The organism is Jutongia hominis, from assembly GCF_014384965.1.
GTDB classification, from domain to species: domain Bacteria; phylum Bacillota; class Clostridia; order Lachnospirales; family Lachnospiraceae; genus Butyribacter; species Butyribacter hominis.
Window position 1 is genome coordinate 298,754 of record NZ_JACRSW010000027.1, and the last position, 14,556, is coordinate 313,309.

Consider the following 14,556-nt stretch of genomic DNA (forward strand, 5'->3'; position numbering starts at 1 on the left):
ATGATACATATGAGTCAGGTAAAAGTTCCGGTCAAAGAACTGGTAAAAAAGGCAGAACCGGAATTGTTTTGCAAAGGAAAGATTGGAAAGGCAGAAGAAGAACTTGTCAAGAAAGCGGCTGCAAAGCTGATCAAAATGCCGATAGAAGAGATTACTTTTTTCTGTATTGAAAAAAAATCGATGGATGCACGAAAGAAAAACAATATCCAATACATTTATCGTGTCTCTTTATCAGGAAGCAAAGAACAAAAACGAGTGAAACAATATGGGAAAAATGATGTTTCTTATGAAAAAGATTGTGTAATAAAAAATATACCGGCAGATGAACGGTGCAAAAATGGCAGACAAAGCAATCAGACAAGTGATCCTAAAGAACAGGTGTTTCAGAATGGAAATGATACAAAAAAAACAGTGATCGCAGGTTTTGGACCTGCCGGAATGTTTGCAGCGTTAGAACTTGCAAGAGCCGGAAAGCAGCCGGTTGTTTTGGAACGAGGTCTTGAAGTTGAAAAACGACAGGATAAAGTAGATGCATTCTGGAAAGGAAAAGGTTTGGATCCCGAATGCAATGTACAATTTGGCGAGGGCGGTGCCGGTACTTTTTCGGATGGAAAGCTCAATACTTTGGTAAAAGATCCATCCGGAAGAAACAAACAGGTACTTCGCACTTTTGTGGAATTTGGTGCACCGGAAGAAATCTTATATTTGCAAAAACCGCATATTGGAACCGATGTCTTAAAAAAAGTCGTTAAAAATATCAGGGAAGAGGTACTGTCTCTTGGCGGCACGATTTATTTTGGCGCAAAAATGGAACACATTATCATAAAAGATGGCAAGGTGCAGGAAGTAATGGCAACGATTGACGGTCAGAAAAAGAATTTTTTGTGTGATGCGCTGATCCTTGCAATCGGACATAGTGCGAGAGATACGTTTTCGATGCTAAAGGAAAGCGGGATAAAGATGGAGCAAAAAGCATTTGCCGTAGGTGTCCGCATAGAACATCCGCAGGAAATGATCGGCCGGTCGCAATATGGGGAATGGTATACCAAGCTTCCGACAGCAGAGTACAAAGTAACACACCAGACAGCACAAAAAAGAGGTGTCTATTCTTTTTGTATGTGTCCGGGCGGATATGTTGTCAATGCATCCTCAGAAGAAGGCATGTTAGCTGTCAATGGAATGAGTTATTCTGGAAGGGATAGTGCGAATGCAAACAGTGCGATCGTAGTCACCGTTGATCCAAGTGATTTTGGCTCAGCGGATGTTCTGGCAGGAGTTGCTTTTCAGCGTAAACTCGAAAAAGCAGCCTATGAAGCGTCTAATGGAAAGATACCGGTACAGTTGTTTGGTGATTTTCTGGCTAATCGGTGCAGTACAGGTTTCGGAAGTTTTATGCCGCAGATGAAAGGCGGTTATGATTTTGCAAATGTGCGTGCAATCTTGCCGGTTGTTATCGGTGACGCAATTGCAGAGGGGATACAGGCATTTGACCGCAGGATCAAAGGATATGGAAGAGAGGATGCGATTTTATCAGGTGTAGAAAGCAGAACATCTTCTCCGGTGCGTATGGTGCGTAATGAAGCATTAGAGTCGAATATACAGGGGTTATATCCTTGCGGAGAAGGTGCCGGATATGCAGGCGGGATCACATCGGCTGCGATGGATGGCATCCGTGTGGCACAGATGTTATTATTATAAAGCAGAAAATGTTATAGAGTCGGCTTGCGGTATTGAAGCAAAATTCATGATATAAAATAAGTATAAGAAATGAGAGGAAAACAAATATGGATGATAAGAAAGTAGCAAGGATCAATGAGTTATATCACAAATCAAAGGCAGAAGGACTGACTGCGGCTGAAAAGAAAGAACAGCAGGAACTTCGCGGAGAATATTTAGCATCGATCCGAAATAATATTACGAGCCAGTTAAATAATGTAGTTGTTGTTCATCCTGACGGAAAGAAAGTGGATTTAGGAGAGGAACACAGAAAAAAATATGGAAAATAAAAAAGAAATCCGAAAGCAGATGAAAGCCTATCGGGCCGGTTTAAAAACAGAGAAAAAAAAGCAGATGGATCAGGCGATTTTGACACATTTTTTTGAGATAGAACGAGTACAAAACGCACAGCATTTTTTTGTATATACTTCGTTTGGAACCGAGATAGATACCATTTCTTTGATCAAAATGCTCTGGAAAGAAGGCAGGCACGTTTATGTTCCAAAAGTAAACGGAAGAGAGATGGACTTTTATGAGATCACCTCGATGCAGGATCTGAAAAAGGGATACAGGGATATCTTAGAACCGATAGATACACTTTTACCTGTTCATGGTATCTCCGGCATTATGGTTATGCCGGGACTTGCATTTGACAGGATGGGACACAGGATCGGTTATGGCGGTGGTTTTTATGACCGTTATATAGCAAGTCAGAAAAACAGCTTATATAAAGTGGCATTCGCTTATTATAAGCAGGTTTTTTCTAAGATCACAGTACAGGAACATGACCAGACGGCAGACTGTATCGTAACGGAATGCGAAACTATTATGCAGGACACATAATCATCACATTTACAACACATCTTATTCATAAGCTGATTGTAAGATAGTCATTGTAAGATACAAAGAGAAAACAGATGATAGATATTGAAAGGATGTGTTATATATGATAAAGAAAACATTTTTAAAAGCAACAACATATGCGGCAGTATTTGGATTAGTAGGTGGCATGACATTTGAAGGAGCAAATCATATTTACAAAAATAATATTGCAGCAGAATCGAGTGCAACAGCATCGACACAGAATATTTCAGCAACGACATTGTCTTCTACTTCAACAAAAAATACAACATCAGACAGCGGCGTTTCTACCGTGGCAAACAATGTGCTGCCATCAATCGTTGCGATTGATGTAACCGTAACAGAAACATCAAGTGATGTGTTTGGAAGAACTTACTCACAGGATGCTACAGGCAGTGGTTCCGGTATTATCGTAGCACAGGACAGCAAGTATTTATATATTGCAACGAATAATCATGTAGTAAGTGATGCAACAAAGGTTTCCGTTAAGTTTAATGATGAAAGCGTTTATGATGCAACTGTTAAAGGAACCGATTCCGATTCAGATCTTGCCGTGGTTGAAATACCAATGAAAAAGCTCTCAAGCAAGACATTAAAGAATATTAAAGTAGCAACACTTGGAAATTCAGATGATGTCAAGGTTGGTAATCAGGCAATCGCGGTCGGTAATGCATTAGGGTATGGAACTTCCGTAACAGTCGGGTATATCAGTGCCAAAGAACGTGAAGTTTCAGCAGAAGATGTTACGATGAAACTTCTTCAGACAGATGCAGCGATCAATCCGGGCAACAGTGGTGGTGCTTTAGTCGATGCTTCCGGTGCCGTGATCGGCATTAACTCAGCAAAGTATGCAGATGAAGAAGTCGAAGGGATGGGATTTGCAATTCCGATCTCTACCGCAGTACCGATCATCAATGATATTATCAAATCAGAAGCCGTATCAGAAGATGAGCAGGGATATCTTGGAATCAAAGGTACCGATGTCAGCGAAGAATATGCAAAATATTATAATATGCCACAGGGCGTATATGTCAGTGAAGTATCCTCTGATTCACCGGCTCAGAATGGCGGTATGAAAAAAGGTGATATCATCGTAAAATTTGCCGGAAAAGAGATTACTTCCATGACAGGTCTGCAGGAAAAGCTGTCCAATACAAAAGCAGGCACAAAGGTAAAGATTGTTGTAAAACGTTCTGACAATGGTGAATATAAAGAAAAGACATTAACGATCACATTAGGAAAGAAATCAGAGAGCGGTTCTAACAGCAGTTCAGACAGTGAAAACAGCAACAGCTCTAACGGCAATTCGGGAAACAGCAATAGCTTTGGCAATAGAAATAATAACTCAAACGGTAATTCCGGTGGCAATAGCTATGGAAACAATGGAAATTCCGGCAACAGTTTTTTTGGCAACTAAAGTAAAAACAGCAGAAAATAAAAAGAATGGCAAAGAAACTACTTTACAGCAGATAAAAGATATGGTATAGTAAACAAGTTGTTATGCCGTTACTCAGGTATTGGAAACTCCAACCATTTCTTAGTAACCGGCGGACGAAAAGAAAATATAGGAGGATTTTACTATGATCAGTAAAGAAAAGAAAGCAGCAATTATGAAAGAGTACGGACGTTCAGAAGGAGATACAGGTTCTCCGGAAGTACAGATTGCTATCTTAACAGCTCGTATTGCAGAATTAACAGAGCATTTAAAAGAAAACCACAAAGATCATCATTCAAGACGTGGTCTTCTTAAAATGGTAGGTCAGCGTCGTAACCTTTTAGCTTACTTACAGAAGAAAGATCTTGATGCTTATCGTCAGTTGATCGAGAAGTTAGGTTTAAGAAAATAATTTTATATGATATCTTAACAGAGATCGTCATGCTATGCATGGCGATTTTTCTTGTAAGAGTGAAGAAAGGTAATAATCCGATGAAAATCATATTGTTTTCCTTATAAAATAAAGTTATAATATTAAATGGATGAAAAGAAAGAATTCACGGAGGGAAGATATATGGATATTATATTTGGTATTATCTTATATGCAGAAATGTTTCTTTTGGGATTTTGTACATGGAGAGCAAGAACAGCGTCGAAAAAAGCAGGACGTATCGTATATTATTATAGTGGACTTTCTTTTGTTTGCAGCATCTTTTTTGCAATCTATACTTATGTACCGCAGTTAGCAATTAAGAATTTTTCCAAGGGTATCACACTTATCTGTTTTGACTGGCTTCTGATTCTGCTGATGCTTTATACGGAATACTATACCGGTTTGTTTAAAGGGATACGTGCTATTAAGTATATAACATATGTTTATGCAATGATTGACTCTGTATCGTTATTTGCTAATACATGGACTCATCACATTTTTGAATATCAATATGTCGATAATGCAGAAAGAGCGATGCGCATTGTACATAATTATTATTTGTTTGATTTGCATTTTATAGTCAATTATCTTTTTATGATAATGGTTATTTTGTCTTACTTAATTATGATCTTGCGTTCCTCTAAATTTTATCGTTTTCGTTATGAAGTTGTATTTATAGTGATTTTTGTGGGATTTATTTTGGATCTGAGCTCAATGTATTCTCATTTTCTTTATAATATATCTATGCTTGCATTTGGATGTATGTCAATCCTGATTTATTATTTTACATTGGAATATGTACCAAATATGTTGATTGAAAATACCATGTCTTTGGTGATTAAAGACATGAACAATGGAATTGTTTGCTTTGATAACAGTGGAAAGTGTATTTATACAAATGAATTGATTCAGAAATTATATGATACAGACGGCAATGTAGAAATTTTAGAACAAAAATATCATAAATGGCTGCATACGACGGATCAGGTAAAGGATGCCATGCAATTCCGTTTTTCTGTCAAAAAGGAAGAAGCAGAAAAAACATATGAAGTTACATATAAAAGAATTTATGACGATAAGCAAAACTGGATTTGTGATTGTTTTATATTTAATGACAGGACGGAAGAAATTGCGTCTTTAGAGTATGAGAAATATCGCGCTTCTCATGACAGTATGACGGGCTTGTTAAACAAAGAACAATTTTATCAGGATGTTTATGAGCTGCTCCATCAGAATCCGGATAAAAAATATTGTCTGGTTTGCAGTAATATTAAAGATTTTAAGTTTGTCAATGAATTGTTTGGAATGGAAAAAGGAGATACTGTTCTGCTTCGTCAGGCAGAACTCATGCGTGAGTATACCCCAAAAGGAACCTTATTAGCGAGAATGCAAAATGACCGTTTTGCAATGTGTATTCCACGAAAGGATCTCAGAGAAAATGTAGTTCATGAAGTGATTTTTAAATTACAGGAGGAAACACAAAACAGTGCGTTCCGTATGCATATCTTTGTGGGGGTATATGATATCATAAATATTGAAGAACCAATCAGCATTATGTGTGACAAAGCAAATCTTGCAAGCACAACGATTGAGAACGATTATCATAGTGATATTGCTTTTTATAGCAAGAATCTCTTTGACCGATCAATCGAAGAAAGAAGAATCATCGGTGAGTTTGAAGGTGCATTAAATCGCAAAGAATTTGTGATGTTTTTACAACCTCAGGTCAATGCGAAAGGTGAACTGTATGGTGCAGAAGCTTTAGTACGCTGGCAGCATGCACAAAGAGGACTGCTTTCACCAGCGATGTTTATTGATGTTTTGGAAAAAGCAGGACTGATCTATAAACTGGATCGATATATATGGGAAAGCGCTGCACAAAAGTTAAAAGAATGGAAGGACAAGGGAGCAGAGCAATATCATATATCGGTTAATATTTCTACGAAGGATTTTTATTTTGTAGATATTTATGAGATATTTACAGGACTCATAGAAAAGTATGATATCCGTCCGGATCGTCTGAATCTTGAGATTACGGAGACAGCATTAATGTCTGACTTTGATAAAAATATGGAGATTTTAAAACAGCTTCAGGAATATGGATTTAAGATTGAGATAGACGATTTTGGAAGTGGATATTCTTCGTTGAATATGTTAAAAGATATCAGTGCAGATGTATTAAAGATTGATATGGGATTTTTACGTGCATCCGAAAATGAAGCAAAAGGAATGGATATCTTAGAAAGTATCATTGTACTTGCCGGCAAGCTTGGAATGGACGTGATAACGGAAGGCGTTGAGATGGAAAAACAGCTTACGATGCTAAGTAATATGGGCTGTGGTATTTTTCAGGGGTATTATTTTTCAAAACCAATTCCAACGAATGAGTTTGAAGACAAGTATCATATTTTTTAACATATAAGCGGCTGATACCACGAACTTCTTGCATATCATGGGGGTTCGTGGTATATTTATTATTGGTGTGCAGGCCATTGCCGAGACTTCTGAAATGCTCATCAGCATGGTGAGTTTTTCAGTTGTTTCGGATTCTGTCTGCACTTTTTCAATGAAGATAAGACGCTAGTCGTCAGGGGATAACCCGGAAAGGAGATTTTACATGGCATACAAATCATATTCCATGGAGCTTGCAGGCAGAACACTTACTGTTGATGTAGGAAGAGTAGCAAAGCAGGCTAATGGTGCTGCATTAATGCACTATGGTGATACTACGGTACTTTGTACCGCAACAGCTTCTGAAAAACCAAGAGAGGGAATTGATTTCTTCCCACTTTCGGTAGAATTTGAAGAAAAAATGTACTCGGTTGGAAAAATTCCGGGCGGATTTAATAAGAGAGAGGGAAAAGCTTCAGAAAACTCTGTGTTGACAGCCCGTGTTATTGACCGTCCGATGCGCCCTTTGTTTCCTAAGGATTACAGAAATGACTGTACATTAAATAACCTTGTGTTATCTGTTGATACGGAATGCAGACCGGAGTTAGTGGCTATGCTGGGCTCTGCGATTGCAACAAGTATTTCTGATATCCCATTTGCAGGTCCTTGTGCAACTACACAGCTTGGTATGATCGATGGAAAATTCATTGTCAATCCAAGTCAGGAACAGTGGGATAACGGTGACTTAAACCTTACCGTTGCTTCTACAAGTGAGAAAGTAATTATGATTGAAGCCGGAGCCAATGAGATTCCGGAAGACAAGATGATCGAAGCAATCTATATGTGTCACGAAGTCAATCAGGAAATCATTGCATTTATCAACAAGATGGTAGATGAGATTGGTAAGCCAAAACATGCATATACAAGCTGTGCAATACCGGAAGAGATGTTTGCGGCGATCAAGGAGATCGTGCCTCCGGCAGAAATGGAAGTAGCAGTTTTCTCAGATGATAAGCAGACCAGAGAAGAAAATGTACGTAATGTCACAGAAAAGCTTGCAGAAGCATTTGCAGATAAGGAAGAATGGCTTGCTGTATTGGATGAAGCAGTATACCAGTATCAGAAAAAGACAGTTCGTAAGATGATCTTAAAAGATCACAAGCGCCCTGATGGCAGAGAAATCACACAGATCCGTCCGTTAGCCGGTGAAGTGGATATTATTCCGAGAGTACATGGTTCTGCTATGTTTACGCGTGGACAGACACAGATCTGTACGATCACAACATTAGCTCCATTGTCAGAAAGACAAAAGATTGATGGATTAGATCCTAATGTAACAAGTAAGCGTTATATGCATCAGTATAACTTCCCTTCATACTCTGTAGGTGAGACAAAGCCTAGCCGTGGACCGGGACGTCGTGAAATCGGTCATGGTGCTTTAGCGGAGAAGGCACTTGTCCCTGTATTACCTTCCGAAGAAGAGTTTCCATATGCAATGCGTCTGGTTTCTGAGACATTTGAATCAAATGGTTCTACTTCACAGGCAAGTATCTGTGCGTCTACTATGTCATTGATGGCGGCAGGTGTACCGATCAAGAAGCCGGTTGCCGGTATTTCATGTGGTCTTGTAACAGGTGACACAGATGATGATTATATTGTTCTTACCGATATTCAGGGATTGGAAGACTTCTTTGGGGATATGGACTTTAAGGTTGCCGGCACAAAAGATGGTATTACAGCAATCCAGATGGATATTAAGATCCATGGTCTGACACGTCCGATTGTAGAAGAAGCGATCAAGCGTACCAGAGAAGCAAGAATGTATATCTTAGAGAATACAATCCTTCCAACAATCGCAGAGCCAAGAAAAGAAGTTGGCAAATATGCACCAAAGATCATCCAGATGCAGATCGATCCACAGAAAATCGGTGATGTAGTAGGACAGCGTGGTAAGACGATCAACACATTGATTGAGCGTACCGGTGTTAAGATTGATATCTCTGATGAAGGTGCCGTATCAATCTGTGGTGAGGATAAAGAAAAGATGGCAGAAGCAAAACGTCTGATAGAGATCATTACAACAGATTTCTATGAAGGTCAGATTTTAGAAGGTGATGTTATCAATATCAAAGAGTTTGGTGCATTTATCGAGTTTGCACCGGGCAAGGAAGGTATGGTTCATATCTCTAAGATTGCAAAAGAGCGCATTAACCATGTAGAAGATGTTCTTACATTAGGGGATCATGTCAAAGTAGTATGCTTAGGCAAAGATAAGATGGGAAGAATGAGCTTTAGCATCAAAGATGCACAATAATGCGGAAGTAAAGTTTTGAAAAGGTATAATTTATAGAGTTTTTATATAATTTCAATAAAGAAAAGCTTTTCACAAAAGGCAGTCCATGCTATTATAATAAGTGGGCTGTCTTTTTTCTGGCTGAAGGTTCTTAAATTCGCCCGGAAGAAAGCTTTTTTCGGCAGTTTGAGTGGGAATAGAAGGAGAAGATAAACAAAATGAAGAAAGTTCGTAAAATAGAATTGAGACTTTTGATCGTATTGGCGGTCTGTATGCTTTTTAGCATAGGTGGAATTTTACTGTTCCATTCACTTGGAATTGATCTGGAAGATTTTGTACATTCAAGATATATCGGACAGGAAGAAAGCCTTGGATTAAAACAGGAAGTATATGTTTTAACAATAGATACCAGCCAGGATGATGATCTGACAACTGCAGAAAAAGAAAAGATCAATACAGAATATCAAAACGGACTTCGTTATCTTGTTTCGGAAGGTCTTATAAAAGCAGATGGTATATTTATTTTAGGAACGGATCTTTTAAAGCAGCCATCTACAGAAAGAACCTTTTTATCAACATTCCGTAATGCAAAGAATGTATTTTGGCGTTATAATAATGAAAATCTTGGATATTATCATGAAGATGACCGATGTGGTCAGATTGATTATATGGATGCTCCAACCGGAAATTTGAAGAAGTTTTCGGTTATTGCAAAAGCAAAATATGCTAAGAATTATCTTCCATATTATATGATGACAATGCATGGAGAAAAAGTAAGATATGATAGTGCAAAACAAAGACTGACAGTTAAGAAAAAGACCGGTGGATCGTATACACTTTATACATCAGAAAATGGTATGGTTACCGTACATAAAACAGCAAAATATAACGTAAAGTATCTGGATTTTCAGGAGTTTTATCAAAAAGCAATACACTTTCATAACCCGGATCAATATGCGGGGGCAGTTTTCTTTATTCAGGATAACAGTAACGACACATCTGTTACAGTAACAAATGGTGAAGGGGAAACGCAGGATCTTGCAGATTATTATATTGATGTCTTAGGTACGATTGAAAATGAGGTCAGCATACCATCCTTTTCAATATTACAAAAGATTTTTGTGATCTTTTTTGCCGGATTGTTACTTGGAGTTGTACTTTTGTTCCTGCCTGTGTGGGCGGGGGCAATTGTTTATGTTGCAGAGATCGTACTGATCGTTCTTGCTAATATATTGCTGTATGATAAGGGCATTTATTATGTGCCGATTGTAGGATTTATAATATTTATCAGCGGTACATTTATAGTATTATGTGTATTCAAACAGCTTTTTGCGAGACTGAATATGAAGAATCTGCCGATTGATGCAGTCATACGTTTCTCGGATGCAATCATTAATATTGATCATTCGGTATCTTATTCGGAGTATCTGATGAAGAACAGAAGTGAGATTGAACAGGATCTTTCTGCTTCTTTGCTGCTTCCTGTTATGGACAAGAATTCATTTATGTTAAAAGAACTGGCAGCAGAGAACCATCGCAATAAAAAGTTTGTTGAAACGGAATTCTGGAATAGTACGGCAGTTACATCTTCTGTTGTACAGGTACGTTCCAATCTGTTTCAGGGGATCAATTATATTGCTTTTGTGCCATTGCCTGTATTTGATCTGGAGTCAGAAAAGATTACCTATACGGCAATTGGCCTGAAAAGAAAGTTAAAGACACAGAATGCATCATACATTTCGTTGATGTTGTTTTCTATGTATATTTATTTTAAAGCACAGCATGAAAGAGGAGAGCATCAGAGAATGTATTTCTCTATGTTATCTTTGATGATTTCTGTAATTGATGCAAAAGATCCTGTCACAGCAGGACATTCGCAGCGAGTTGCAAGTATATCAAAAGATATCGGTATCTGGTTAAAGCTTTCAAAAAGTGAACAGTACGATCTGGAATTTACGGCGTTATTACATGATATTGGTAAGATCGGTGTATCGGATTATGTGTTGAACAAACCAAGTGTGTATACGCAGAATGATTTTGAACAGATGAAATTCCATACGATCCGTGGATCAGAAATGTTATCTGAGGTTGGTATCAGCAAAGAGATTATTGATGGTGTACGTCATCATCATGAACGAATTGATGGAAAAGGATACCCGGATGGTTTAAAAGGAGATCAACTGTCATTATTTGCAAAGATCATCAAGATTGCCGATGTATTTGATGCATTGACAAGCAAACGTCGCTATAAAGAGGCATGGGAGATTGAAAAAGCATTAAATATTATTTATCTTGGACGTGGTACAGAGTTTGATTCCGACATCGCAGATGTTTTCATTGAACATATGTGTCCTCCGGGATGGATTCCGCCTGTCAGTGGTAAGAAGGTTGTAGAAAAAGTAGATGTTAATACCGATAAATCCGTTCGGATCGCCTGTGATTTTTATGAAAAATACAGTAAATATATTTCAGTAGAATATCCGATTCCAAGCAGAGGGGCAATGGAGGTTGACTTTAATTGCCGTAGCGGTTTTATGCATTTTGACTGGGGCGAGACATTTAATAATGCACAATTCTTAGAGAAAAAACCAATGATCTTATCTTTTGAAAATGAAACAAAGAGTCTGCTGTTTGGACAGACAAGCAAAGATAGTGGTGTTAGCAGTATTTATTATTATTTCTTTAAGGGATTTGTAAATCTCGGTGCTTTTTTGTTGGTTCCAAGTAAGGTCAATGATATTTTGTTAAAGCTGACAGAGATTTTTGGAGAACCACAGATTATTAATGATCAGCTTCTTGTACATAAGGACAATAAGATGCGTGTTGTTTTTTATCATACAGTAGATGATAAATTCGTATTATTTTACATATCAGATTATCTGTGTGCAAATTACTTTAATGCATAGATATTGATGCTCGGAATTGACCGAGCTTGGCGAGAAGATGGAGTATAAAATGAGTTTGATAAATCGAAATTGACCGAGCTCTTTGAGCGAGGGACACTTCTTGTCCGAAGGGCAAGAAGGTGTAACTGAGAAAACTTAGAGCAATCGGAATTTCTCGTTTAGAAGATTTTGAGAGTACATTAACAGAAAATGGAGGATCTTGCAGATGCATACAAAACAGATAGCAAGGATTGCTATGCTTGTGGCAGTTGCTTTTGTTCTCAGCTATATAGAATCTGTACTTCCATTAAACCTTGGTGTTCCGGGAGTCAAGGCAGGTTTTTCGAATATTGTCGTTGTATTATGCTTATATGAAAGTTCGATGAAAGAAACGATAGGAATCTCTTTTGTGCGAATTCTTTTGGTTGGTTTGACATTTGGAAATCTGTATTCACTTTTGTATAGTCTGGCAGGTGGATTGTTAAGTCTGATTGTGATGGTTTTGCTAAAAAGAAGTGTACGTTTTTCAACTTGTGGTGTCAGCGTAGCAGGTGGTGTCAGTCATAATATTGGTCAGATCATTGTTGCGATGATCGTTTTGCAAACCGAAAAGATCATCTACTATCTGCCGGTTTTACTGGTATCCGGAGTGATTGCCGGAGTTGTGATCGGTCTGATCGCAAGTATGTTAGTCAAACGCTTGCATCCTATTTTTTCGGAATGATCAGAAAAATAACAAAGAATAAAAAAAGAAGAAATAGCATATCTTATCAGATATGTAGTTTCTTCTTTTTTTATTATCAGGTTGCAAATCAGGACAGATATATGTGTGCTCTTGACCGGAAAGGCAGGTAATTTATGGATGAAGATATGAAAGAATACGGACTTACAATCTTAAAAGGTGTTGGAGAAAGTAAGGTGATCTGGATGTTTTCGATCATTGGCGAGATCGAAGGACACGAAAGTGCACAACAGCAGACTAAGACAACACAATATGAACATGTGTTACCGTTGCTTACAAAAGCAGAGAATCAGGAAGAAGTAGAAGGAATTCTTTTCCTTATCAATACCGTAGGTGGAGATGTATCGTGCGGACTTGCCATGGCAGATTTTATTGCTTCTTTGTCAAAGCCGACCATTGCTTTGGTCATAGGAGACAGTCATTCGATCGGACTACCGCTTTCGGTAGCAGCCGATCAGACAGTGATCGCACCAAGTGCAACGGTGATCATTCACCCGGTGCGTATGAACGGACCGATACTTGGTGCACCGCAGACCTATGAGTATTTTCAATTGATCCAGGAGAGAATAACCGGTTTTATTTCCTCCCATACAGGCGTTTCACAGCAAAAGATTCAGGAATGGATGGTCAAACCGGGGATTTTAAGCCGCGATCTTGGTACGATCTTTGTCGGACAGGAAGCCGTCGATGCCGGATTGTTCCAGCGTGTAGGCGGTATTAAAGATGCACTGGAGCAGTTAAAAGAACAGATCAGTCAGAGGGAAAAGCAGGCAGACAACAGATAGAAGATAGCAGATAACAGAAAGGCAGACCGAGAAGATAGCGGACATTTGTTTGCATTTCCGAACAAATATCGGTATAATAATAAAATGCGTAATCGTTAGTTGTACGGGAAAGGATGAAAATTATGCCGATTTGGAAAGCTATTCTATTAGGAATTATTCAGGGGGCTGCGGAATTTCTTCCAATAAGCAGTTCAGGTCATTTAGTGATCGTAAAAGAAATATTGAAAGTAGATTTAGATAATGGCGGTGTTTTTTTTGATGTTATGCTGCATTTAGGAACACTTCTTGCTATTTTTGTGGCATTTTGGGCGGATATCCGTCGGATGATCGTAGAAGGATTTCATATTATAGGAGATGTTTTTAGAAATGCTTTGATCTTTATTTTTCGAAGAATGGGACAGGACCTTAAGTATCATCATGTGATCCGCACTTCTTATCGCAAATTTGTGATGTTGGTGATCGTATCGACGATTCCGACCGGAATCATCGGCGTGCTGCTATCAGATACGATTGAAGCTGCAAATACAATGATCTTAGTACCGGGTATCTGTCTATTGATCACCGCAGCTTTTTTATGGATTGCCGATCATGCGGAAGTTGGTACAAAAAAGCCAAAAGAAGCAGGATATGTAGAGGCCTGCGCGATCGGTACGGCACAGGGACTTGCTACGATGCCCGGTATCTCAAGATCCGGAACAACGATCACTGCTTGTCTGCTGTGTGGATTTGATAAGAAGTTTGCTGTAAAGTATTCTTTTATCATGTCCATTCCTGCAGTTTTAGGAGCGGTTGTCTTAGAATTGAAGGATTTTAAGTCATTGCATCTGAACAGTGCAGATATGGTATCCTGTGGTATTGCGACCGTGATCGCTGCCATTGTGGGTTATTTGTCAATCTGTCTGATGATGCGTATGGTACGTAATAAAAAATATATCGGATTTTCTGTTTATTGTGTGATCATGGGAATGTTCACTATCGGATATTATTTTTTTAGTTAATATATAAGAAAAAGTGA

General features: G+C 38.4%; 11 protein-coding genes. All 11 read left to right on the forward strand.

What is annotated here, in order from left to right; all coding sequences use genetic code 11:
- The 11 genes from H8700_RS06845 (at position 1) to H8700_RS06895 (ending at position 14,539) form a co-directional block, all read left to right on the forward strand.
- Positions 1-1,698: an NAD(P)/FAD-dependent oxidoreductase gene (locus H8700_RS06845; protein WP_249304559.1), complete on the forward strand. Its 1,698-nt coding sequence runs from the start codon at positions 1-3 to the stop codon at positions 1,696-1,698.
- A gap of 86 nt (positions 1,699-1,784) precedes the next feature.
- Positions 1,785-2,006, forward strand: coding sequence for a DUF896 domain-containing protein (locus tag H8700_RS06850; protein WP_022140682.1), 222 nt, complete (start codon positions 1,785-1,787; stop codon positions 2,004-2,006).
- Complete coding sequence (locus tag H8700_RS06855) at positions 1,996-2,559, forward strand: 5-formyltetrahydrofolate cyclo-ligase (RefSeq protein ID WP_249304561.1); 564 nt, start codon at positions 1,996-1,998, stop codon at positions 2,557-2,559. The genes H8700_RS06850 and H8700_RS06855 overlap by 11 nt, the downstream gene beginning before the upstream one ends.
- 103 nt (positions 2,560-2,662) lie before the next feature.
- A complete protein-coding gene (locus H8700_RS06860; RefSeq protein WP_249304562.1) occupies positions 2,663-3,994 on the forward strand; it encodes a S1C family serine protease in 1,332 nt (443 codons plus the stop codon).
- Positions 3,995-4,157: 163 nt separating this feature from the next.
- A complete protein-coding gene (gene rpsO, locus H8700_RS06865; RefSeq protein ID WP_022140679.1) occupies positions 4,158-4,424 on the forward strand; it encodes a 30S ribosomal protein S15 in 267 nt (88 codons plus the stop codon).
- 162 nt (positions 4,425-4,586) lie between these two features.
- Positions 4,587-6,860 carry an EAL domain-containing protein gene (locus H8700_RS06870; RefSeq protein WP_249304564.1) on the forward strand — a complete coding sequence of 758 codons (2,274 nt, stop codon included), beginning with the start codon at positions 4,587-4,589 and terminating at the stop codon, positions 6,858-6,860.
- A 202-nt stretch (positions 6,861-7,062) separates the two neighbouring features.
- On the forward strand, positions 7,063-9,150 hold the full coding sequence (locus tag H8700_RS06875; RefSeq protein ID WP_249304566.1) for a polyribonucleotide nucleotidyltransferase: 2,088 nt from the start codon (positions 7,063-7,065) through the stop codon (positions 9,148-9,150).
- Between the two features lie 197 nt (positions 9,151-9,347).
- Complete coding sequence (locus H8700_RS06880; RefSeq protein ID WP_249304568.1) at positions 9,348-12,035, forward strand: HD-GYP domain-containing protein; 2,688 nt, start codon at positions 9,348-9,350, stop codon at positions 12,033-12,035.
- A gap of 205 nt (positions 12,036-12,240) precedes the next feature.
- On the forward strand, positions 12,241-12,738 hold the full coding sequence (locus tag H8700_RS06885) for a Gx transporter family protein (RefSeq protein WP_249304571.1): 498 nt from the start codon (positions 12,241-12,243) through the stop codon (positions 12,736-12,738).
- 134 nt (positions 12,739-12,872) lie between these two features.
- On the forward strand, positions 12,873-13,541 hold the full coding sequence (locus H8700_RS06890) for a ClpP family protease (protein ID WP_249304572.1): 669 nt from the start codon (positions 12,873-12,875) through the stop codon (positions 13,539-13,541).
- A gap of 122 nt (positions 13,542-13,663) precedes the next feature.
- Entirely contained in the window at positions 13,664-14,539 is an 876-nt protein-coding gene (locus tag H8700_RS06895; RefSeq protein ID WP_249304574.1) for an undecaprenyl-diphosphate phosphatase, read from the forward strand.
- The last annotated feature ends 17 nt before the right edge of the window (positions 14,540-14,556 follow it).

Excerpts from the sequence above, each read along its gene's own strand:
- H8700_RS06845 (WP_249304559.1), top strand. The coding sequence starts at position 1 with ATGATACATATGAGTCAGGTAAAAGTTCCGGTCAAAGAACTGGTAAAA.
- H8700_RS06850 (WP_022140682.1), top strand. The coding sequence starts at position 1,785 with ATGGATGATAAGAAAGTAGCAAGGATCAATGAGTTATATCACAAATCA.
- H8700_RS06855 (WP_249304561.1), top strand. The coding sequence starts at position 1,996 with ATGGAAAATAAAAAAGAAATCCGAAAGCAGATGAAAGCCTATCGGGCC.
- H8700_RS06860 (WP_249304562.1), top strand. The coding sequence starts at position 2,663 with ATGATAAAGAAAACATTTTTAAAAGCAACAACATATGCGGCAGTATTT.
- rpsO (WP_022140679.1), top strand. The coding sequence starts at position 4,158 with ATGATCAGTAAAGAAAAGAAAGCAGCAATTATGAAAGAGTACGGACGT.
- H8700_RS06870 (WP_249304564.1), top strand. The coding sequence starts at position 4,587 with ATGGATATTATATTTGGTATTATCTTATATGCAGAAATGTTTCTTTTG.
- H8700_RS06875 (WP_249304566.1), top strand. The coding sequence starts at position 7,063 with ATGGCATACAAATCATATTCCATGGAGCTTGCAGGCAGAACACTTACT.
- H8700_RS06880 (WP_249304568.1), top strand. The coding sequence starts at position 9,348 with ATGAAGAAAGTTCGTAAAATAGAATTGAGACTTTTGATCGTATTGGCG.
- H8700_RS06885 (WP_249304571.1), top strand. The coding sequence starts at position 12,241 with ATGCATACAAAACAGATAGCAAGGATTGCTATGCTTGTGGCAGTTGCT.
- H8700_RS06890 (WP_249304572.1), top strand. The coding sequence starts at position 12,873 with ATGGATGAAGATATGAAAGAATACGGACTTACAATCTTAAAAGGTGTT.
- H8700_RS06895 (WP_249304574.1), top strand. The coding sequence starts at position 13,664 with ATGCCGATTTGGAAAGCTATTCTATTAGGAATTATTCAGGGGGCTGCG.